This window comes from Albidovulum sediminicola (assembly GCF_025751575.1).
In the GTDB taxonomy this organism is placed as follows: Bacteria; Pseudomonadota; Alphaproteobacteria; order Rhodobacterales; family Rhodobacteraceae; genus Albidovulum; species Albidovulum sediminicola.
This window is the reverse complement of record NZ_JAOWLA010000008.1, coordinates 136,181-155,120: the sequence shown is the minus strand read 5'-3', so window position 1 is coordinate 155,120 and position 18,940 is coordinate 136,181. Positions and strand designations below refer to the sequence as shown.

General features: G+C 66.7%; 20 protein-coding genes. 2 read left to right on the top strand and 18 right to left on the bottom strand.

What is annotated here, in order from left to right; translation table 11 throughout:
- Positions 1 to 63 precede the first annotated feature (63 nt).
- The 7 genes from OE647_RS10370 to OE647_RS10340 form a co-directional block, all read right to left on the bottom strand.
- Complete coding sequence (locus OE647_RS10370; RefSeq protein WP_263721654.1) at positions 64 to 402, bottom strand: RidA family protein; 339 nt, start codon at positions 400 to 402, stop codon at positions 64 to 66.
- 3 nt (positions 403 to 405) lie between these two features.
- Entirely contained in the window at positions 406 to 1,806 is a 1,401-nt protein-coding gene (locus OE647_RS10365) for an FAD/NAD(P)-dependent oxidoreductase (RefSeq protein WP_263721653.1), read from the bottom strand.
- On the bottom strand, positions 1,793 to 2,101 hold the full coding sequence (locus tag OE647_RS10360; protein WP_263721652.1) for a (2Fe-2S)-binding protein: 309 nt from the start codon (positions 2,099 to 2,101) through the stop codon (positions 1,793 to 1,795). Before OE647_RS10360 ends, OE647_RS10365 begins: the two co-directional genes overlap by 14 nt.
- Positions 2,076 to 3,179, bottom strand: a complete 1,104-nt coding sequence (locus OE647_RS10355; RefSeq protein ID WP_263721651.1) for an NAD(P)/FAD-dependent oxidoreductase — start codon at positions 3,177 to 3,179, stop codon at positions 2,076 to 2,078. Before OE647_RS10355 ends, OE647_RS10360 begins: the two co-directional genes overlap by 26 nt.
- A 79-nt stretch (positions 3,180 to 3,258) precedes the next feature.
- The gene (dctP, locus tag OE647_RS10350) at positions 3,259 to 4,242 is read right to left on the bottom strand and encodes a TRAP transporter substrate-binding protein DctP (protein WP_263721650.1); all 984 of its coding nucleotides are present in this window, start codon (positions 4,240 to 4,242) and stop codon (positions 3,259 to 3,261) included.
- 27 nt (positions 4,243 to 4,269) lie between these two features.
- Positions 4,270 to 5,568 (bottom strand): TRAP transporter large permease, encoded by a 1,299-nt coding sequence (locus OE647_RS10345; RefSeq protein WP_263721649.1) that lies wholly within the window; start codon positions 5,566 to 5,568, stop codon positions 4,270 to 4,272.
- Positions 5,565 to 6,035 carry a TRAP transporter small permease gene (locus OE647_RS10340; protein ID WP_263721648.1) on the bottom strand — a complete coding sequence of 157 codons (471 nt, stop codon included), beginning with the start codon at positions 6,033 to 6,035 and terminating at the stop codon, positions 5,565 to 5,567. The genes OE647_RS10345 and OE647_RS10340 overlap by 4 nt, the downstream gene beginning before the upstream one ends.
- Positions 6,036 to 6,150: 115 nt before the next feature.
- Between OE647_RS10340 and OE647_RS10335 the strand changes: the two genes are divergently transcribed.
- Positions 6,151 to 7,095 (top strand): LysR family transcriptional regulator, encoded by a 945-nt coding sequence (locus OE647_RS10335; RefSeq protein ID WP_263721647.1) that lies wholly within the window; start codon positions 6,151 to 6,153, stop codon positions 7,093 to 7,095.
- A gap of 17 nt (positions 7,096 to 7,112) precedes the next feature.
- Here OE647_RS10335 and OE647_RS10330 read toward each other — a convergent pair whose 3' ends face one another.
- The 7 genes from OE647_RS10330 to OE647_RS10300 all read right to left on the bottom strand — a co-directional run bounded on the left by OE647_RS10330 (position 7,113) and on the right by OE647_RS10300 (position 13,916).
- Positions 7,113 to 7,508 (bottom strand): RidA family protein, encoded by a 396-nt coding sequence (locus OE647_RS10330; RefSeq protein ID WP_263721646.1) that lies wholly within the window; start codon positions 7,506 to 7,508, stop codon positions 7,113 to 7,115.
- Positions 7,509 to 8,423, bottom strand: coding sequence for a sugar kinase (locus OE647_RS10325; protein ID WP_263721684.1), 915 nt, complete (start codon positions 8,421 to 8,423; stop codon positions 7,509 to 7,511). It lies immediately after the preceding gene.
- 2 nt (positions 8,424 to 8,425) lie between these two features.
- The gene (locus OE647_RS10320; RefSeq protein ID WP_263721645.1) at positions 8,426 to 9,481 is read right to left on the bottom strand and encodes a D-TA family PLP-dependent enzyme; all 1,056 of its coding nucleotides are present in this window, start codon (positions 9,479 to 9,481) and stop codon (positions 8,426 to 8,428) included.
- The gene (locus OE647_RS10315) at positions 9,478 to 10,947 is read right to left on the bottom strand and encodes a M81 family metallopeptidase (protein WP_263721644.1); all 1,470 of its coding nucleotides are present in this window, start codon (positions 10,945 to 10,947) and stop codon (positions 9,478 to 9,480) included. The genes OE647_RS10320 and OE647_RS10315 overlap by 4 nt, the downstream gene beginning before the upstream one ends.
- Positions 10,948 to 11,042: 95 nt before the next feature.
- A complete protein-coding gene (locus tag OE647_RS10310; RefSeq protein WP_263721643.1) occupies positions 11,043 to 12,083 on the bottom strand; it encodes a TRAP transporter substrate-binding protein in 1,041 nt (346 codons plus the stop codon).
- A gap of 43 nt (positions 12,084 to 12,126) precedes the next feature.
- Positions 12,127 to 13,410 (bottom strand): TRAP transporter large permease, encoded by a 1,284-nt coding sequence (locus OE647_RS10305; protein WP_263721642.1) that lies wholly within the window; start codon positions 13,408 to 13,410, stop codon positions 12,127 to 12,129.
- Positions 13,410 to 13,916 carry a TRAP transporter small permease gene (locus tag OE647_RS10300; RefSeq protein WP_263721641.1) on the bottom strand — a complete coding sequence of 169 codons (507 nt, stop codon included), beginning with the start codon at positions 13,914 to 13,916 and terminating at the stop codon, positions 13,410 to 13,412. The genes OE647_RS10305 and OE647_RS10300 overlap by 1 nt, the downstream gene beginning before the upstream one ends.
- Before the next feature lie 192 nt (positions 13,917 to 14,108).
- Between OE647_RS10300 and OE647_RS10295 the strand changes: the two genes are divergently transcribed.
- A complete protein-coding gene (locus OE647_RS10295; RefSeq protein ID WP_263721640.1) occupies positions 14,109 to 15,044 on the top strand; it encodes a MurR/RpiR family transcriptional regulator in 936 nt (311 codons plus the stop codon).
- 72 nt (positions 15,045 to 15,116) lie between these two features.
- On the opposite strand, the gene OE647_RS10290 is transcribed toward OE647_RS10295, so the two are convergent.
- The 4 genes from OE647_RS10290 to ubiV are packed head-to-tail and all read right to left on the bottom strand — an operon-like array spanning position 15,117 to position 18,937.
- Positions 15,117 to 15,707 (bottom strand): 3-keto-5-aminohexanoate cleavage protein, encoded by a 591-nt coding sequence (locus OE647_RS10290; RefSeq protein ID WP_263721639.1) that lies wholly within the window; start codon positions 15,705 to 15,707, stop codon positions 15,117 to 15,119.
- A complete protein-coding gene (locus tag OE647_RS10285; protein WP_263721638.1) occupies positions 15,617 to 16,795 on the bottom strand; it encodes an NnrS family protein in 1,179 nt (392 codons plus the stop codon). Before OE647_RS10285 ends, OE647_RS10290 begins: the two co-directional genes overlap by 91 nt.
- A 9-nt stretch (positions 16,796 to 16,804) precedes the next feature.
- A complete protein-coding gene (locus tag OE647_RS10280) occupies positions 16,805 to 17,983 on the bottom strand; it encodes an NnrS family protein (RefSeq protein ID WP_263721637.1) in 1,179 nt (392 codons plus the stop codon).
- A gap of 42 nt (positions 17,984 to 18,025) precedes the next feature.
- Entirely contained in the window at positions 18,026 to 18,937 is a 912-nt protein-coding gene (gene ubiV / locus OE647_RS10275) for a ubiquinone anaerobic biosynthesis protein UbiV (protein ID WP_263721636.1), read from the bottom strand.
- Positions 18,938 to 18,940: the final 3 nt, after the last annotated feature.

The window sequence follows — 18,940 nt, the reverse complement described above, 5'->3', positions numbered from 1 at the left end:
TTCGAACATGTCTGACACCACCGGCCGGACTGATCAGGTCGCGCCCGGTGATGGGCGGTGGCCTCAGCAGGCCGCCGTCACGATGATCTCGACCTTGAGGTCCGGACGCGCCAGGCGTGCCTCGCCGCAGGCGCGCGCGGGGGCGTGGCCTTGGGGTACCCATGCGTCCCAGACACTGTTCATTTCCGCGAAGTCCGCCATGTCGGCCAGCCAGACTATGGCCTGAAGCATCTTTTCGGGCGAGGAACCGGCCTGCGCCAGCAGGGCTTCGACCCGCGACAGGCAATCGCGCGTCTGCTCCGCCACCGTGGCACCGTCGCCCACTTGGCCGCACAGATAGGCGACGCCGTTGTGCTTCACGATCTTGCTCATGCGGGCGCCGGTCCCGATCCGTTCAATCATCTCTTACTCCTGCTCCGTGGCGCGCTGCGCCGGGTTTTCCATCGCGGCCAGTTCCCCCAGGGTCACCGGCTTGAGGGGCGGTCTGATCCGGTAGTAGCCCGTCGCGTCGGGGCTGGTGCCGTGTGCCTCCGCCAAGAGCGCGGTGACCGTCAGCCCGCAGTAGCGGCCCTGGCAGGGGCCCATTCCGGGGCGACCGAAGGCCTTGGCCTGGTTCGGGCCGAGGCAGCCCAGTTTCGCATAGCCGCGGATGTCGCCGGCGGTGACCTCTTCGCAGCGGCAGACGATTGTGGCGTCGGCGGGGGTCATGGCCTCGCTGAGGGGCGGGTAGGCGGTATCAAGGAACGGCCGGACGGCCAGTTCGCGCGCGCGGGCGGCGAGAAGCGGGCGTGCCTGGGCATCGCGCTCGCCTTGGGTCAGTTTGCCATGCTCCTCCGCGACCTTCAGCGCCGCGATCCGGCCGGCGATCTCGGCCGCCTTCGCGCCGCCGATCCCCGCGCCGTCGCCCGCGATCAGCACGCCCGCGACATCGGTGGCGCCCCATGTGTCGAGTATTGGCGCGAAGCAGCGCTGCGCCTCATTCCAGCGATGGGCCACCCCGATGGAGCGCGCGGCCTGCGTGTTCGGCACGACACCGTGATGCAGCAGAACCGTGTCGCAGGCGATCCGGTGCGATCGGCCGCCCGCGCGAAAGCGAACCGCCTCGGCATGGGTGCCGCCTTCGACCGCGATTGCGCTTGCCCCCGTATGACGGGGCACGCGCGCGCGGATGATCTCGCGCAGAAGCTTCATGCCCTTGGCGAGATATGGCCAACCGCGAAGCGCGCCCGGCAGGTGCGGCATCGCGCCCAGAAGATCGCCGCGGGTCTGCGTTTCAACGAGCGCCAGCGGCGGGGTTCCCGCGCGGATCATCTGGGCGGCGATCAGGTAAAGCAGCGGGCCGGAACCGACGAGCGCGGCGCGGCGGGCCACCATGCCCGACTGTTTCAGCAGGATCTGCGCGGCGCCGGCGGTCATCACGCCCGGAAGCGTCCATCCCGGCACCGGCATGGGGCGTTCCAGCGCGCCGGTCGCAAGGATGATCCTGTCGCCCGCGACCTGTGCTGCGCAGCCGTCCTTGGTGTAGGAAACCCGGAAGCCTTCCTCGATCTCCCAGACCACGGCGCCGGAGATCTGCGCGATCGCCGGGTGGTTGAGGGACTGCGTCAGGGTGGCGCCATGGGTGTAGTCCGCCCCAAGGATGCGGCCGCGCTTCGCCGCCGCGCGGTCCACGTCGCGATAGATCTGGCCGCCGGGCCGGGGCTGTTCGTCCAGGAGTGTCACCGCGAGGCCCGTTTCGGCAGCCTTTGCGGCGGCGGCCATGCCCGCCGGGCCCGCGCCAATGACGATCAGGTCACTGCGTTTCATCGCTGTCCCTCCGCTGGTGCGGGGCGGCGATCCGCATCCCTTCGGTGACCTCAAGCATGCAGGCCTGCCGCACCACGCCATCGACCTCGACCAGGCAATCGAAACAGGCGCCCATCATGCAGAAGGGGCCGCGCGGCGCGCCTGACACCGGGGTCTGACGAAAGACGGTCACGCCAGCGGCCAGAAGCGCCGCGGCAAGGTTTGCGCCCTGCGGCAGATCGAGCGGCCGGCCGTCGAATTCGACACGGACCCGCGCGCTGTCCTCAAGCTCATGAAACGGCGAAGCGGTCTTCACTGAATACCTCCAGGTCGGGGGCGGCCGGGGTCCGCTCCAGCCACTCCGGCAGGAGGCGGGCGTGGGCCGCCGCGAGGGTAATGCCGCTATGGCAGGTCACGAGAAAGGCGCCGGGCATCTCGTGGCTTTCCTGATAGATCGGAAGCCCGTCGGGCGAGAGGACGCGAAGCGCGCCCCAGCTGCGGACGAGTTGGGCGCGGGCCAGCACAGGATAGGTCGCGATGGCCTCTGCGGCCAGACGCGACAGCCCCGGCTGCGTCACGCCGTCGTCATATCCGACCTCTTCGTTCGTTGCGCCGATCTGGATGCCGCCTTCGTCGACCTGCCGGGCGATCAGCGAGGGGCGCCGGATCAGCCCCTTGGGCAGCTTCTCGGTGATCAGGACCTGCCCGCGCTGCGGCCGGACCGGCGCGCGCAAGCCCAGCTGCGGGCCAAGCGCCGCCGCCCCGAGGCCCGCCGACAGGATGCATTTGGCCGCATCGACCGTCGTTCCGTCGACGCAACGGACGCGGAAGCCGTCGGGTTTTGTGATCTCGGTCACCGTCTTGCCGGTCAGGACCGTGCCGCCCATGCGCCGCACGTCATCGGCCAGCGCGGTCAGAAGTTTCAGGGGGTTCGTGTGCCCGTCCTGATGGTGCAGGATCGCGCCGACGACCTTCGGGCCGATCTGAGGCTCTTCCTTGCGCAGCGCGTTGTGGCCTAGGACCTCGAAAGGGTAGTCGCCGTCAAGCTTCGCCTTGAGCAGCTCGTATTGCGCGACGGTCTCTTCGAGGGTCTCTTCCGAGAAATGAAAGTCGAAGCCCCCCTGTTGCTGCAGATGCAGCGAACGGCCCGTCGCCTCCGACAGCTCCTGCGCGAAGTCGGCCCAGATCGCGGCGGATTGCTGGCTCCACCGCGCGTAGCGCGGCTGCTTCATGCCCTTGGACTGGACCCAGACAAGCCCGAAGTTCCCGCGGCTTGCCCGGAAGGCGCCGTCATCGCCGTCGAGGACAACGACCCTCTTGCCGCGTTTGAGGAGCCCCCAGGCCACCGAGAGCCCGACAACGCCGCCGCCGACGATCGCGTAGTCTGCTTCCATCGTTGCGCCTTTCTTGCCGTCGGGATGTTAACAGGGGGGTAGGCGGGGCGGCCACTTACCGGCCGTCCCCGGGGTCTTATCACTTGGCGATCTGGTCGAGAATGGCCTGGCCCCAGTCGGCGCCCACATCCTCCAGCACTTGCGGCCAGACGGTCTCGCGCACCTTGGCGGACATCGCGGCCAGTTCCTCGGGGCTCAGCGACACGATGGTCGCGCCAAGGTCGGCCAGCTTCTGCTCGTTGGCGCCCTGATCGGACTCGGCCACGGTCCAGCGCGTCGCCTCGAATTTCTCGGCCTCGGCCTTCAGCGCGGCCTGATCCTCGTCCGGAAGGCCCGACAGGCTTTCGTTCGAGATGATCATGTACCAGACCTCGAAGTGGGTGTTGGCGGGGATGTAGGTCTTGGTCACGTCACGGAAGCTGGCATAGTAGCCTTCCGCACCCGACCCGATCACGCCATCGACCACACCCGTCTGCACGGCGGTGAAGGCTTCCGCGAACGGGATCGGCGAGGGGATGTAGCCGAGCGCCTCGCCCGTCAGCTGGAACGACTTGATGCCGGGCACGCGCACCTTGATGCCGTTCGGCTCGGTCGAGCCGGGGGTGACGGCCTCCCGGTTCAGCGAGATGCCCCCGAAATAGACCGGATAGGCCGCCAGCATGGTGATGTCCTGCTCGGCGAAAAGGCCGGCCATGGTTTCACGGACAGCGCCGCCCGGGCCATAGATGTTGCGCGCCTGTTCCCAGTTCGCGGCAAGGTAGGGGAAGGACGAAATCTGCATCCGGCGATCGGCCGCGGTGGCCGCCGGCTGGACCGCCATGTCGACCGCGCCGACCGAGATGCGTTCCTGCACGGTGGTGTAGTCGCCAAGCGCGTTGGCCGGGAACAGCTCCAGTTCCACATCGCCGCCGGTTGCGGTCTTCACGGCCTCGGCAAAGGCGCGCAGTTCGACATCCACCGTGGCGTCCTGCGGGCGGACGTGGCTGATCTTGAGCGTCTCGGCCAGCGCGGGGCTGACGGTCAGCAGTGTCGCCAGCGCGGATGCGATGAACTTGGTCTTCATTTCAGTTTCCTCCGATGTTGGATGGGGTCAGTAGCCGAAGTAGCTAGGCAAAAAGAGCGACAGCTCGGGCCAGAATGAGGTCAGGAAGACCACGGGCACATAGCCGAGCAGGATGAGCGTCATTGCGGGCGGGATCACCTTGGTGACCTTCACCTTGCCGATCCGCGCGCCGAGATAGAGGATCGAGGCGTAGGGTGGCGTCACGCCCCCCATGGCCGTGTTGACCCCCATGATCGCGGCGAACTGCACCGGGCTGACGCCGATGGCGTTCATCAGCGGCAGCAGGAGCGGGGCGATCAGGATGATGGCGGTCACATCGTTCACGACCATGCCCACCAGAAAGAGCATGATGTTGATCATGATGAGCAGCAGGATCTTGTTCTCGGTGATCGCAAAGATCGCGCCGACGATCTGCTGCGGGACGTTTTCCAGGACGAACATCTGGCTGAGGATCATGGAGAAGAGGATCATCATCATGATCGCGCCGACGGCGGTGGCCGCTTCCTTGCCGGCGCCAAGGAAATTGTCCCAGCGCAGGCCCTTGTAGATCATGAAACCCACCGGCACCGCGTAGATGACGGACACGGCCGCGGCCTCGGTCGGCGTCATGATGCCGCCGTAGATGCCGCCGAGGATGATGATCGGCATCAAGAGGGCAGGAAGGGCATGGACGCCGCGGCGGGTCGCCTCTCCGGCCAGTTCGGCCATGGTCGGCTTGTCGTCCAGCACCAGCGGGAATTTCCGGGCCATCCAGAGGTTGATGAGCGAGAAGGCCACCATGATCAGAAGACCGGGCCCAAGCGTGGCGAGAAAACAGGCCAGGATCGAGGTGTCCGTGACCCAGCCGTAGACGATCATCGTGACCGAGGGCGGGATCAACAGGCCAAGGATCGAGGAATTGGCGATCAGCGCGGTGGCGTATTCGCGCGGATACCCGCGCTTTTCCATCTCGGGGATCAGGATCGGGCCGATGGCGGCGATCCCGGTCAGGCCAGAGCCGGAGATTGCGCCGATCACCGCGCAGGACACCGCCGCGACCACCCCCAGCCCGCCCCGGATGTGGCCGATGAAGGCTGAGACGAAGCGCAGAAGGCTTGCCGCGATCCCGCTTTCGGACATGATGGTTCCGGCGAGCACGAAAAGCGGGATGGCCAGCAACACGGGGTTTCCAAGCTGCTGGAAACCCCAGAGCATGTTGCCCTTCATGGTCACGTCGCCGACGAAATACATCACCATCAGCGCGCCGCCGAAGCAGTAGGGCAGCGGAACCCCAAGTGTCAGCAGGATAACAAGGACCGCGATAGCCAGAAGCGCGACTTCGATCATGCGAGTTTCTCCCCGGCGAGGTCGCGGACGTGGCGAACAAGGTGGTAAAGGGTGAAGACCATCATCAGGGCGAGCCCGATCACGAGCGCCACATCGGCGTAGAAGGTGGGGATGTAGAGCGTCGGGCTTTCACGCCAGGTGCGGATCGAATAGCGCGTGAAATCCCAGGCCCAGGTCAGCAGCCACAGCCCGACGATCAGGCTGACGAGCTCTCCGATGATCGCAAGGATCGTGTGGGCGCGGGCGGTCTTGAGAAAGATCTCCAGCACATTCGCGCGGATATGCGTGTTCTCGCGCGAGGCGTTGACCGAGCCGAGGATATAAAGCCAGAGCGTCGGGTAGGCCATCGTCTCCTCCAGTCCCATGACGGGCACCTGAAGGACGTAACGCGTGATCACCTGAACGAACTGGCCGAGCGCGACGATGCAGATCAGACCTGTCAGCAGGTATTTGGCGAATCTGTCCATGTCTCCTCCCCCGACGGTCGGACGATGTCGGCTGCGCGGCATATCACTGGACAGGGGTCATAAAATCAATTTGAATAATATTGTAAGTCCATCAACATGATTTATGGGGCGCGCGATGAACCTGTCGCTTCGGCAACTGACCGTCTTCCGCGAAGTCATGCGCAGCGGATCGATATCGCAGGCCGCGAAGACGGTGGCGCGAACCCAGCCGGCGGTCAGCACCATGATGGCGACGCTGGAGCAGGAGCTCGGCTTTCCCCTGTTCCTGCGCGAACATGGCAAGCTGACGCCGACACCGGAGGCCCGGTACTTCCTGGAAGAGGCCGAGGCGATCCTCGCCCGGCTTGAACGGACGAAGCAGGCTCTCAGCAAGATCAATGCATTGGAGACCGGCAGGCTTCGCATCGCCAGCCATCCAGCCGCATCGGGGCTCTTCATGCCGCGCTTGCTGACCGGGTTCCTGAAAGACAAGCGCGAGGTCGAGGTCTCGCTTATCATGCGCTCGTCGGGGGTCATCGAAGACCTTGTCGCCTCACAGCAGTTCGACATCGGCTTCGCCGAGACACCCAGGCCCAGGGCGTCGATCGACCAGGTGGATTTCGACCTCGAATGCGTCTGCGTCCTGAGGGCGGACGATCCGCTGGCCCGCAAGCCGTTGCTTTCGCCCGATGACCTGGACGGAAAGCCAATGGCCGTCCTGTTCGAGGATCACACGACGGCAACCCAAACGGAATTCGCGTTCGCCGCCCGGGGGCGAAGCTTCAACAAGCGGCTCGAACTGCGCACGTTCATGCCGGGGCTTCAGTTCGTGTCGGACGGCTTTTGCTACATGATCTGCGATATGATCACGGCTTATAGCCACATCCTTCAAGGGTCTCAGCCGTCGAGCCTGACCATGCGACGCTTCATCCCGCGCGTCGGGGGCAGCGTCTCGATCCTGACGCCCGCCTACGTCAGCCAGGCACGGCTGGCGCAGGCGTTCTCAGCCCACCTTGCGGAGGCAATCGCCAGAATGCGGGAAGAAACCGAGGCATATCTGGACGCTGCGGGCCGCGGTTGACGGCCGTGCGGGCGGGCTTACTTGGCCGCCAGCGGCTTGTAGGCGATCACGTCGACCTCCACCTTGGCATCGACCATAAGTTGCGAACGCACGGTCGAGCGGGCGGGGCCACCGTTCGGGAAGAACTCCGCATAGACGCGGTTGAAGGTCCAGAAGTCGCGGGTGTCGTCGAGCCAGCAGTTCGCCTTGACCACGTCGTCGAAGGTGCAGTCCGCCATGGCGAGGACCTTGCGGACGTTCTCCATCGTGCGGCGGGTCTGGGCCTCGATGCCGCCGGGCTCGATCTCGCCGCGCTCATTCATCGCGACCTGGCCGGAGACATAGACGAAATCCCCGGCGCGGACCGCCGGGGAGAAGGGCAGGGACTGCCCGCCCGCGCCGGTCCGCTCAACGCCGATACGTTCGATGGTCATTCATGTCTCCTTTACGTTCATGACTTCGGAATAGGTGGGGATGGGCGCGACGGCGCCATATCCGGTGGTCGATAGCGCGGCCCCGGTATTGGCAATCCGCGCCGCCACGAAGGGATCATCGGTGCGCAGCAGATGCGTCAGGAAGATCCCGTTGAAGCAATCGCCCGCGCCGGTCGCATCGACCGCGTTCACGCGGAAGGGCGGGATATGCGCGCTTTGGCGGCTGTCGGACACCAGCACGCCCTTCGCCCCCAGCGTCAGGGCGACGATCCTGGCCCCGAGATCGTGGTAGAAGGCGACGATCGCCTGCGGGTCGGAAAGGCCGGTCAACTGCCGTGCATCATCAAGGCCCGGCAGCGCGATGTCGCAATTCCGCATGAGGTCGTGCGACACCTTCCGCGCGGTTTCGAGCGGCCAGAGGCGCGTGCGAAGATTGGGGTCGAAAGCGACCGGCAGGCCGGCCGAGCGCGCCAGGTTGACAGCGGCGGTGGTCGCGGCCCGGAGGGTCTCGCTGACGCCAAGGCTGATGCCGGAGGTGTAGAGGATCCGCGCCGATGCGATGGTCTGCGCAGAGATCGCTCCGGCGCCCAGCTGGCTCGCGGCCGACCCCTTGCGGCGGTAGGTGAAATGATGCCCGTCCTCGTCGTGGGTCACGAAGTAGATCCCGGTATCCCCACCCTCCAGCACATTGACATGGGTCGTGTCGATGCCTTCGTCCGCCCACATCCGCCGGAGCGCGTCGCCGAACCGATCGTCACCGACCTGGCTGATCAGGCCGACCTTGCCGCCCTGCCGGGCGATCGCGACGGCGACGTTGGAAACATCGCCGCCAAAGCCGGGGCGAAAGCTGCCGTCGGCGGCCTGATTGAGCTCGAAAAGGGGCTCTCCGAGGCACAGGATCGAGGTGCGCGCCATAGTCACCAGACCCGGCCGCGGGCCATGACGGGGGCGGTGACTTCATGCCGGGCGCCGCGCACAAGTTCGATCCGATCCAGCATGTTGGTGACGACACAGGCGTGGTTGGGCACGATGCGCACCCGCTCGCCCACCGAAAGGCCAATCCTTTCGGCGTGGAGCGTGCCATGCTCCTCGGAGAGGGCGTCGATGCGAATGTCGGGGCGCCCGAGGACATGGCCATAGCCCTGAAGCCCCAGCAGGTCCGAGGTCAGCACCTTCGAGCCCGCGTCGATGATCGCGCGCGTCTCGGTCGGCACCGAAACGACGGTCGCCAGAACCGTCAGGGCGCAGTCGTCCCAGCCGCAAAGCCCGCGCGCCTGAAGCGAGCGGTCATTGTAGATATAGGTGCCGGCGCGGTATTCGGTCGCCGCCGGGACCTCATGTGCCTGCCACATGCCGGGTGTGCCGCCGTTCGAGATGGTCGTGACGGCCAGCCCTGCGGCCTCGATCAGGGTCTTGGCCTCTTGCAACCAGGACTGGACCGCTGCCTCGCGGCCGATGGGCGGGTAGGTCATCAGCCCGGCGAAGCGCAGCCCGCCAAGGCGCGCGATCTCCAGCGCCAGGTCCCGCGCGGCCGCGGGCGTCTGGACGCCACAGCGCCCCGCGCCTGTGTCGCATTCGACCAGCACGCCCAGCGGTCTGGCGGCACCTTGGAACGCGCCCGCCAGCCCCTTGGCCACGGTGGCGCTGTCGGCCACGACCGTAAGCGCGACCCTCTCGGCCAGGCGCCTCAGGCGGTCGGTCTTGTCTGCGCCAAGGATGTTGTAGGTGATCAGCACGTCGTCGATGCCGCCGTCGGCGATCATCGCTTCGGCCTCGGATACCTTCTGGCAGGTGATCCCGATGGCCCCCGCCGCGATCTGCCGCCGGGCGAGCATCGGCAGCTTGTGCGTCTTGATATGCGGCCTGAGGCCGAGCCCGTGGGCGTCGCAATAGGACTGGAAGCGGTCGATGTTCGCCTCGGCGATATCCAGGTCGACGAGGACGCTCGGGGTGTCGATCGTGGGAAAGATCATCGGACTGCCTCCTCTTCGAATGGGTTGTCCACGATGGGCCACAGCTTGCGCGTCAGCCGCGTATAGGCGTTGTTCCGGGGGTCGTTTGGATAGGGGCCGTCGACCGCCGCATAGATGATGTCCGCCGCAATCGGGGCGAAGGCGCCGTGGAAGTGGTTCGTCGATTTCACGACAAGGATCTGCTTCGCCGAGACATCGATGCCGAGGTTGGTGAAAAGATCCGGCGAGAAGCTTTGCGCGCGGTTCGAGTTCAGGACGATCTGGATGCCGCGCGCCTCGATCACCGCGCAATCGCCCAGGGGCACGACCGAGGCGCCGAAGCTTTGCACCGCGTTCTTCTGCACCCTCAGGACCGTCACGTCCGCGTCGATGGGCGCGCCCGCGCTGTCGCTGGTCTTCGCCCCGAAGCGCAGGCGCAGCGTCGCACCTTCCCCAGCCGCGTGGCAGAGCCGCACCGCCATCGGGTCCCAGATGGTGCCGAAGGCGATGTTGGCGATCCCGAGGGACAGCGCCTCTTGCAGGATGATCGTGGAATCGCCCGCGACGCCGCCGCCGGGGTTGTCCCAGACATCGGCGATGACGACCGGGTGACGGGGCGCGGCGCTGGCTTGCAGAAGCGCCGCGCGCGCGGACAGAAACTCGGGCTTTGTCCGGCCCCGGAAGGAAAACAGCTCTTGCCCCAGTTCGCGGGCGACCGCCGCGCCGCGCGCGGGATCGGCGTCGGTGATCACGATGATCTTGGCGCCAAGGTCGGGCGAGTCGCCCGCCATGAACCCGTGGATGGCCGATACCGACAGGATCGTCCCCTGTCCTTCAAGCGCGCTCATCTTGTCCACGAAGCCCCGCATCGGGGCCCGACTCGTTGGCAGCACGTCGATCATGCGCACGTCGAAAACCGAGATTGCCGGGGCGATTTCGCCGCGCGCGGCCCGCAGGGTCAGTTCGACGCAGGCCTCGCCGGTTTCGACGAAGTCGGTGTGCGGGAATTCCTTGAATACGGTGATGATGTCGGCGTTCTCGACCCGCCGCGCGCTCAGATGGCTGTGCGGATCGAAGGTGACACCGATCCTGGCGCCGGGGCCCGCGATCTCGCGCGCGGCGGCGATCAACTCGCCCTCCGGGTCGGTGCAGCCATCGGCGATCATCGCGCCGTGCAGGCCCAGGACCACGGCATCGACCGGCGCGGCCGCGCGCAACTGGTCGAGGACCTCGTCGCGCAGATGGCGCCAGGTGGCGGCATTGAGCAGCCCGCCCGGTTCCGCCCAGGTCGCCGTGCCCTCGATCAGCTCGATTTCGCCTGCTGACGCGCGTCTGCGCAGGGCGGGGAAGACGGCGCTGCAAAGGGTGGGTGTCTCGGGGTGTTCGCCCGGCGGCGCATAGAAGCTTTCGAGAAAGTCCGACATGTCCGTCCGCAGCGGAGAGAACGTGTTGGTTTCCGTCGCGAGGGACGCACAAAAGACGCGCATTGCGAGTGTCCTGTCAGATAGCCGTCGAGACCGGTCGCAAGGCTGCGCGGTCGTGAAAGGGGGCGGCGGGCAGGGCAGCCCGCCGGCCCGGATGCTCAGTTGAGGTACGAGTCCGCGTTCGCGCCTTGGACCGCGGTCTTGAACAGGGCCAGCAGTTCCGCGGCCTTGGCGTCCAGATCCTCGCTCACATGCGCCTCGAACACCGGCTGGGTCGCGGCGGCCATCGCGGCGCGCTGCTCGGCCGTGAGGGCGGTTACTTCGATCTTGTCCTTCAGCCCGGCAAGGCCGCGATCGGAGGCCTCGATGATGCGCGACAGTCCCCGGCTCGCGGTGACGCAGTTCTCGGCGGCGGAGCGGACGGTGGCGCGTTCGCTGTCCGACAGCCCCTCGTAGAAGGCGCGGTTGATCATGAACGTGTAGGGCGAGAACAGGTGGTTCGTCAGCGTCATATACTTCTGAACTTCGGCGAAGTTCGCAAACGAGATGATCGGAACCGGGTTCATTTGGCCGTCGATGACACCTGTTTGCAGGCCCGAGTAGACTTCGCCCCAGGCCAGCGGATAGGCCTCGGCGCCGAGCGCCTGCATGATCTTCTGGTGCGACGGCAGCGTCATGGTGCGGACGCGGATGCCGTCGAAGTCCTGCAGCTCGGAGATCTTGTGCTTCGAGTTCGTGACGGCGAAGAAACCGCCGGTGTCGGGGAAGCCCAGGACGACGACATCGCCGAGTGTGTCCTCAATGTCCTTCGCCAGCGTCTTGCCGAAGTCGCCGTCGAAGACCTTGTAGGTGGCCTCGTTGTTGGCGAAGGCGAAGGGCAGGTTCAGAACGTCGATGCGCGGGTAATAGCTCGCCAGGGCGCCGGTCGAGGTCAGCGTCGCCTGGAGGATGCCGTCGCGCACCTGCTGCACATGCTCGGCCGCCGTGCCCAGCTGGTTCGAACCGAAGACCTCGACCGTGACGGCGCCGTTGGTGCCGGCGCTGACCAGGTTCGAGAAGACCGCGGTGCAGGCGTGGGCCGGGTTCTCGAACGGGTCGGTCTTGTTGTCGTGGCCGAACTTTATGACGCCTCCGTCGGCGAAGGCGGCGCTTGCCGTGAGCGTGGCGGAAAGGGCCAGGCCGGTTGACAGATACTTCATGTTTCTCCTCCGTTAAGTATCATGGGTGGGTGTTGGATCGGGTTCAGCCTGCAAATCCGAGATAGCGCGGTAGCAGGAGGGCGGCGTCTTCCCAGAAGGCGAAGACAAAGAGGATGACGATCTCGGCGATCAGGAACGGGAAGAGCTTGATCGAGATGCGTTCAAGCTTTTCCCCCGTGACCGAGGAGAGGACGAAAAGACAGGCACCGACCGGCGGCGTCATCAGCGAGATGTTCAGCGCCAGCACGAAGATGATGCCGGCATGGATCGGCTCCAGCCCCACCTGCTCGGTCAACGGCACCAGAACCGGCCCGAGGATGATCAGGATCGCGGTGATATCCATCACCATGCCAACGACCAGCAGCAGGCAGATGATGATCGCGATGACGGCGTAGCGGTTGTCCGAGATGCCCAGAACGGCCGAGGCGATCGCCTGCGGGATCCGCTCGAAGCTCATCCACCAGCCGAGGATGCCGGCGAAGGCGATGATGACGAAGATCACGCCGGTGATCCGCGCGGTGCGCACCAGCATTCCGTAAAAGGAGCGCAGCGTCAGCGTCCGGTAGACGAAGATGCCGATGAACATGGCGTAGGCGACGGCGATGGAGGCCGCTTCGGTTGGCGTGACGATGCCGCCGAGGATGCCGCCCAGGATGATGACAGGCATGGTCAGCGCGGTCAGCGAGGAAACGAAAGTGTCCCAGATCTCGCGCGGGGTGGCGCCGCGCATCGACTTGGGCAGGTTCTCACGCTTGCCGCCGATGGCGATCACGGCCATGCAGATGACGCAGATCGCGAGACCGGGCAGCACCCCGGCCGAAAAGAGCCCGGCGATGGAGACGCCCATCAGCGAGCCGTAGACAACCATCAGGCCCGAGGGCGGAATGGTCGGCCCGATGATCGACCCGGCGGCGGTGACGGCGCAGGCATAGTCGCGCTTGTAGCCTTCCTTCACCATCGCGGGGACAAGCGTACGCCCGAAGGCCGCGGCATCGGCGGTCGCGGACCCGGTCAGACCCGCGAAGAAGACCGAGGCCAGCATGTTGGTATGCGCCAGCCCGCCCCGGAAGCGCCCGACCAGCACATTGGCGAGCTTCACCAGGCGATCGGTGATGCCGATGTCGTTCATGATCTCGCCCGCCAGGATGAAGAACGGCATGGCGAGGAAGGGGAAGATGTTCAGCCCGTTGAAGATCTTGCTCGGCCCGATGGCCAGGAACTGCGTCCCGCCCATCTCGATCAGGCCGACGACACCGGCCATGCCGATCGCGAAGCCAATGGGCATACCGAAAAGGATCAGGGCAACGAATGCGATGGCAACCAGCATCAGAGCAGTCCTTCTTCGGGGATTTCTTCGATATGCGTTCCAAGGTCGCGCAGAAGCACGAGGGCGATCTGCACCGAGGCGACCGCCGCGGCGGCCGGGATGGCGGCATAGAAGGGTCGCAGCGAAGCGCCGAAGATCATCGCCTGCCGGGTAGCGCCGCCGTTCGCGAAGGGGACGCCATACCAGAGCACATAGGCAAAGAGCGCGAGCGAGAGCAGATCCATCGCGATCAGCAGCGCGCGGCGGATCGGCTTCGGCAGCTTGTGCAGGAACGCGGTCAGGCCGATATGTTCGCGTCGGGAGATACCCGAGGACACCGCCAGCATGGCCGCCCAGATCATCAGGTACCGCGCGAGCTCCTCGGGCCAGGGCAGTTGCCAGTGGAAGAAATAGCGGTCCATGACCCCCAGCCAGACATCGAGGACCAGGAGGAGCATCAGCGCCGCGACGATCGCCTCGACGGCGGCGTTGATCCGTCCGCTTGCCTTGCCGGCCCAGTTCCGCATGATGCCCTCCCTCTGATGCATCATTTGTAATTAAGGTACATGTTTGCGACGAATTGAAGTTCGGTCAAGTGTTATTTGTTACTTAAGTACATTTAAATCGACCAATCCGCAAAAATATGTACCTCCATCTCTGGAAAAGTCGTCTATATGTACTTCACATACATATCAGTTGGGCAATCCAGTAGGGCCAAGATGAGCCAGGAATCGGTGCGGGACGCAGAAGAAACGACGATGATCGTCAAGGGGCGTGGCGCCGCGACCGATGTCATCTCTGCGCTTCAGCGTCTGGACGGAACCTTCGCGTCGCGTGAGCAGAAGGTCGCGGACTACGTCAAGGGACATCTGGAAGACATCAGCACGATGACCATCGCCGAACTTGCGGGGGCATCGGGGGTCAGCACGCCGACCGTCATCCGATTCTGCCGCACGCTGGGGTGCGACGGGTTCCGCGAATTCAAACTGCGCCTCGCCCAGAACCTCGCCGTCAGCCTGCAATATCTCAAGCCGGAGTCCGGTTCGGACAGCGGGGGGGCGGCATCGGTCCTGGACGAAGTCCTGGCGGGCGTCTACGCCTGCGCCAACGTGATGCGCCAGCAGCTTGACGAAACCCAGATCCAGCGCGCCTGCGATGCGATCGCGGGGTGCAGGCAGTTCCTTGCCGCGGGCATCGGCGGCGGTTCCTCGATGATGGCCCAGGAGGCGGCGAACCGGTTCTTCCGGCTGGGCATCCCGGCGGTCTCGACCAGTGACAGCTACGTTTTGCAGATGCGGGCGGCCACGCTGGGGCCTGAGGATGTGTTGCTGCTCTTTTCGACCAGCGGCGAGGCGGACGCGCTGGTCGCCGCCGCCAAGACCGCCGAGGGGTACGGGGCGCAGACGATCTGCGTGTCGCGTTCCGGAACGCGCCTGTTCCGCGCGGCCCGCATCCCGATCGGGGTGGATATGCCCGAGACGCAGGACATCTTCATGCCCACCTCCTCACGCTACGTACATCTGGCCATCCTCGATACGCTGGCGCTTTCGGTCGCGCGCAAGCGGCGGGAACAGTCCAAGGACAACCTTCGCAGGGTGAGGGCCTCGCTGACCGCCTACCACGGGCGCACCGGTCCCCAACCGCTCGGGGATTGAGCGTCCGGGCGTCTCAAGCGGCGAGGCGCGCGCGCAGTGCCGGGCCCAGGCGGTCGCGCACATCGGCGGCCGTCATGGCCCGCGCGCCCATCTTGTGCAGCAGGCCGACCGGATCCATCCGCGCGGGACTGCGTTGACCATCGCAAGGAAGGTGTTCAGGTCCTTTGGCGCGCCGCAGGGCGCGCTGGCGCCGTTGCACGCGTGTTGGGGCCCCGGGCCGCCTTGCTCGACCGGTTGCTTCGCGCACCAGAGGTGGCCGGTGTCAAAGACTTCGATTTCGGCCAGTACGCCCATTTCCTCGACCTGGCGCGGCAAGGCGCGCGACATGCCGGGCGTATTCGCCATCACGAACTCCGCCTCCGCGACCTTCGTGGCGCCGCAGTCGGGCGTGCAGATTTCGGGCGGGCAAAGTCTAAGCTGTTCATGCCGCGCGCGCGGCTGGCAGTCGCGGAGAGGATGCGCCAGCGCAAGGCGGCGCGGCGCTTTGGGATTTCGCGTGGCGGTGTAAGGAAGATCTTGAGCCTCCCGGTGCCGCCCGTGTTTCGCCGGGCGGCCCCCGCCGGCCAGCCCGGTCAGTTCTTCGGGCCGCTGAAGACGGGGTGTGGTATCGGTGACTTCAGGGCGGTAAGGTGCCGAGACAGGAACAAGGCCCAGGCCGTGCACCACAAGATCGGTGCGATGGGGGCCTCAGGGGCGGCGAGGGGGGCAAAGACCCGAAAGCCCGCCGCGAGCCACAGCAGGGTGAAGCCCGCGAGGTCAACTGTCGCGGGTCGAAGATGGCGCCCGCGCCGGGCGAGCGCGCGCGCAGCGACGGCATAGATCGAACAGGCGATAGCGCCGGCGGCCAGGGTGTGCAGGGCATCGCTTTCCGGCAACGCCACGCCCGCGAGCCGGGACCAAGCGACAAGTACCAGGCCGAACGGCAGCCAGAGGTACCCCAGATGCAAGATGGCCAGAACGGCGCTTTGCCAGACCCCGCGGGACTGCCAGAGTGCCAGGCGTGCGGCCTCGGCGGCCGAGGCAAGGATGAGCAGGCCGATGGCGAGCGCCCCTTGGTCACGGCCAAGCAGCCCCAGCACCAGCGTCAAGACCATCGCCGCGGCCGAGGACGCGCCCAGACCCCGCGCCAGGACGAAGCGGCGCGCCTGCGCCGGGCTCTGGGTCATCTGGTTCCAGGTGAAGGCCGCCACCATGCGCCCGCCGACGACCGACAGCAGAAGTCCGAAGGCGAGTACCGGGAAATGCGGTGAGGACACGCCGGACAGCGCCGCAACCTGCAAGCCCGTCAGAAGGGCCGCGAACAGGGCCTGCACGCCTCCGCGCGCCTGGCGGGAACGCAGGGCTGCGAGGCCGAGGATTGCGGTCACGAAGGCCATGAATGCGATCCCGGCCGGCAGGACCACGCGCGGGTCCTGCCCGAGGCTGCCCCAGGCCGACAGACGGGCAAGGACCCACGCCCCCGTCAGCATCGCCACGGCCAGGCGCGTCGGGCGGATTGCGGTCGACCAACTGCTCATCGCCGTCAGGGTGTAGCCCGCAAACCCGGCTGCCGCGAAGCCGAAGACCATCTCATGCGCGTGCCAGGCGGCGAGCGCACCCAAGGGTGAGGTCGCGGGTGCCAGGCTCTCGCCCCCGGTTGTCAGGGCGACGGCCACCGGCGCCCAAACCCCCGCCGCGATGAACATCGGGCGATGTGGTGAGGCCAGGACGCGGTCCAGCCACGGGGGCGCGACGGTCGTGGGGTCCGGCACCGCCGTTCCTCAGCCAGCGCGCCAGGGGCGCAGCAGCGCCGGGCCGTAGCTTAGCGCGAAGCCCGCGAAGGCCAGGACCCAGGCCAGCCCGGCCAGGGGGTGCAACCATGTCGCGGCCTCGGGCCAGAGGCTGGCTGAGAAACGGGCCAGCGTTGCCAAAGCCATGGCGGCATAGATCGCCACGGTCGCGGGGCCTGCCGACAACGCTTGCCCGGTATGCCCAAGCGTTGCCCGCGTCATCACGGCCAGGGTCATGAGCCCGATGGCGCCCGCCATCCACAGGTGCTGGGCGGCGGCACGGTCAATCAGGTCGGGCCAGAGAATACCGGTTCCGATCGCCAGCGCCCCGAGCGGCAGAAACAGATAGCCCAGATGCAGGACCAGAACCAGCGGCTCGGCGGCCGTCCGATGACCGCACCAGCGGGCCAAACGCACCAGATGCAGGAGCCCCGATGTCAGCAGCAGCGCGCCCGTCGCGGTCGCCTCTGGCGCCCCGACCCAGGCGAGGCCCGCCGCCAGAAGCACCAGCATTGCCGCTTTGTCGAAGCGCTGCATCGGCGGTGCGGGCAGCGCCCCGCCGCCCCGCTTGACCAGCCAGTTGCGGGTGAATGAGGGGACGATGCGCCCACCGATCATCGCAATCATCAGGATCGCGGCGCCAAGCCCCAGCCGGAGGCCCACCCCCTGCGCCGCTAGATCGCCCCGCGCCGCCTCCCAGTGAAAAAGCGCGTTGCCCAGCGTGAAGACCGAAAGCATCGCTAGGACGACGAGGTTGCGCCAGTTCCGCCCGGCGACGATTTCCCGTCCGATGGCGAGCGCGAAGAGCAGCGGGAAGGCAAGGTCGATCGCCGCGACCAGCCCCGCGGGCAGCAGGGCCGAGGTCGCGACCGCCAGCCGCCCCGCCAGCCAAAGCGCGGCCAGAAAACCCAGGCGCCAGCCCACGATCGGCAGCCGCCCGGTCCAGTTCGGTACCGCCGTCAGCAGAAAGCCCGCCGCGACCGCGCTCAGATAGCCGTAAAGGAATTCATGCGCATGCCAGCTGACCGGGGCGAAGTGCGTCGGCAAGGAAAGCCACCCCGTCAGCATCGGCACCCAGAGCAGCATCGCCAGCGCTGCGAAGACCGCGCCCCCGAAGAAGAACGGGCGGAACCCGTAGGTCAGGATGGCGGGGCCCTTCCAGGCGCGCATCTGTTCTGCTGTCGTCCCGGCCACGGTCCGGTCCCTCCGTTCCTATGCGGGCACGGCGTTCGCGATCCGCCTATAACCCGCGGCGCCGTGATAGAAGCCGTTGCTGAAGGCGACATTCCCGCAAAGCGCCCTTAGCCCTTCCTCGGCTGCCGCGACCGTTTGGCGGCCGTCCAGTGCCTCGCGGTAAAGGCCAGCGACCGCCACCATGTCGACGGCCTGCGGCATCAGCCGCAGGTGGGTCACGCCATCCGCGATGAGGCGCCCCATCTCGGGCAGAAGGTCGATGTAGCTTTCGGATTGGGTCTGGATGCCGTTCACGCGCAGGATCGGCCTGTCGTCGCTGGTTCTCAGCGGCATTCCGTCCGGGTCCTCCTCGCAGACGAACTGGCAGTTGTCCTTGGTGCGGTGATGCGCGCGGGCGTGGTAGCAGCGCGCCGACACCGCGAGCGAGGCGCGGCCAAACACCTGCACCTCGACGCCGAGCCCCAGTGCGCGCGCCGCCTGCGCGGCGACGTCGATCGAGGGCGCCGGCAACTCGCCCGGCAGGCAGACATGGGTGGCGCCCCGGCTGGCCATCCAGGCGATCGCGGCCTCGTTATAGGCGTTCATGAAGGGGCCCACCCGGTGGGGCCGGTCCCCCCGGGCGTAAAGACCGGCGGCGTTGTTGATCTCGATCTCGGGGGAGGCGAGTTCGGCCAGGTCCGCGGTTGCCTTGCGCTCGCGTTTCAGCATCACCTCGGCCAGCGACGACAGGATGACCGTCTTGCCGCCGCGTTCCAGCCGTTCGAGGGTCGCGGGAAGATCGGCCTCGAAGAAGGGCGCGCGCTTCGAGCAGATCACCTCGCCAAGATAGACCTCATCGATCGGAGCCTCATCGGCGATCCGGGCGTAGAAATCGCGCCGCCGCTCGGCGCTCCAGTGATAGGCGATCGGGCCCAGGGTCAGCTTGATCATCTC

Excerpts from the sequence above, each read along its gene's own strand:
- OE647_RS10370 (WP_263721654.1), bottom strand. The coding sequence starts at position 402 with ATGATTGAACGGATCGGGACCGGCGCCCGCATGAGCAAGATCGTGAAG.
- OE647_RS10365 (WP_263721653.1), bottom strand. The coding sequence starts at position 1,806 with ATGAAACGCAGTGACCTGATCGTCATTGGCGCGGGCCCGGCGGGCATG.
- OE647_RS10355 (WP_263721651.1), bottom strand. The coding sequence starts at position 3,179 with ATGGAAGCAGACTACGCGATCGTCGGCGGCGGCGTTGTCGGGCTCTCG.
- dctP (WP_263721650.1), bottom strand. The coding sequence starts at position 4,242 with ATGAAGACCAAGTTCATCGCATCCGCGCTGGCGACACTGCTGACCGTC.
- OE647_RS10345 (WP_263721649.1), bottom strand. The coding sequence starts at position 5,568 with ATGATCGAAGTCGCGCTTCTGGCTATCGCGGTCCTTGTTATCCTGCTG.
- OE647_RS10340 (WP_263721648.1), bottom strand. The coding sequence starts at position 6,035 with ATGGACAGATTCGCCAAATACCTGCTGACAGGTCTGATCTGCATCGTC.
- OE647_RS10335 (WP_263721647.1), top strand. The coding sequence starts at position 6,151 with ATGAACCTGTCGCTTCGGCAACTGACCGTCTTCCGCGAAGTCATGCGC.
- OE647_RS10330 (WP_263721646.1), bottom strand. The coding sequence starts at position 7,508 with ATGACCATCGAACGTATCGGCGTTGAGCGGACCGGCGCGGGCGGGCAG.
- OE647_RS10325 (WP_263721684.1), bottom strand. The coding sequence starts at position 8,423 with ATGGCGCGCACCTCGATCCTGTGCCTCGGAGAGCCCCTTTTCGAGCTC.
- OE647_RS10320 (WP_263721645.1), bottom strand. The coding sequence starts at position 9,481 with ATGATCTTTCCCACGATCGACACCCCGAGCGTCCTCGTCGACCTGGAT.
- OE647_RS10315 (WP_263721644.1), bottom strand. The coding sequence starts at position 10,947 with ATGCGCGTCTTTTGTGCGTCCCTCGCGACGGAAACCAACACGTTCTCT.
- OE647_RS10310 (WP_263721643.1), bottom strand. The coding sequence starts at position 12,083 with ATGAAGTATCTGTCAACCGGCCTGGCCCTTTCCGCCACGCTCACGGCA.
- OE647_RS10305 (WP_263721642.1), bottom strand. The coding sequence starts at position 13,410 with ATGCTGGTTGCCATCGCATTCGTTGCCCTGATCCTTTTCGGTATGCCC.
- OE647_RS10300 (WP_263721641.1), bottom strand. The coding sequence starts at position 13,916 with ATGCGGAACTGGGCCGGCAAGGCAAGCGGACGGATCAACGCCGCCGTC.
- OE647_RS10295 (WP_263721640.1), top strand. The coding sequence starts at position 14,109 with ATGAGCCAGGAATCGGTGCGGGACGCAGAAGAAACGACGATGATCGTC.
- OE647_RS10280 (WP_263721637.1), bottom strand. The coding sequence starts at position 17,983 with ATGCGCGCCTGGAAGGGCCCCGCCATCCTGACCTACGGGTTCCGCCCG.
- ubiV (WP_263721636.1), bottom strand. The coding sequence starts at position 18,937 with ATGATCAAGCTGACCCTGGGCCCGATCGCCTATCACTGGAGCGCCGAG.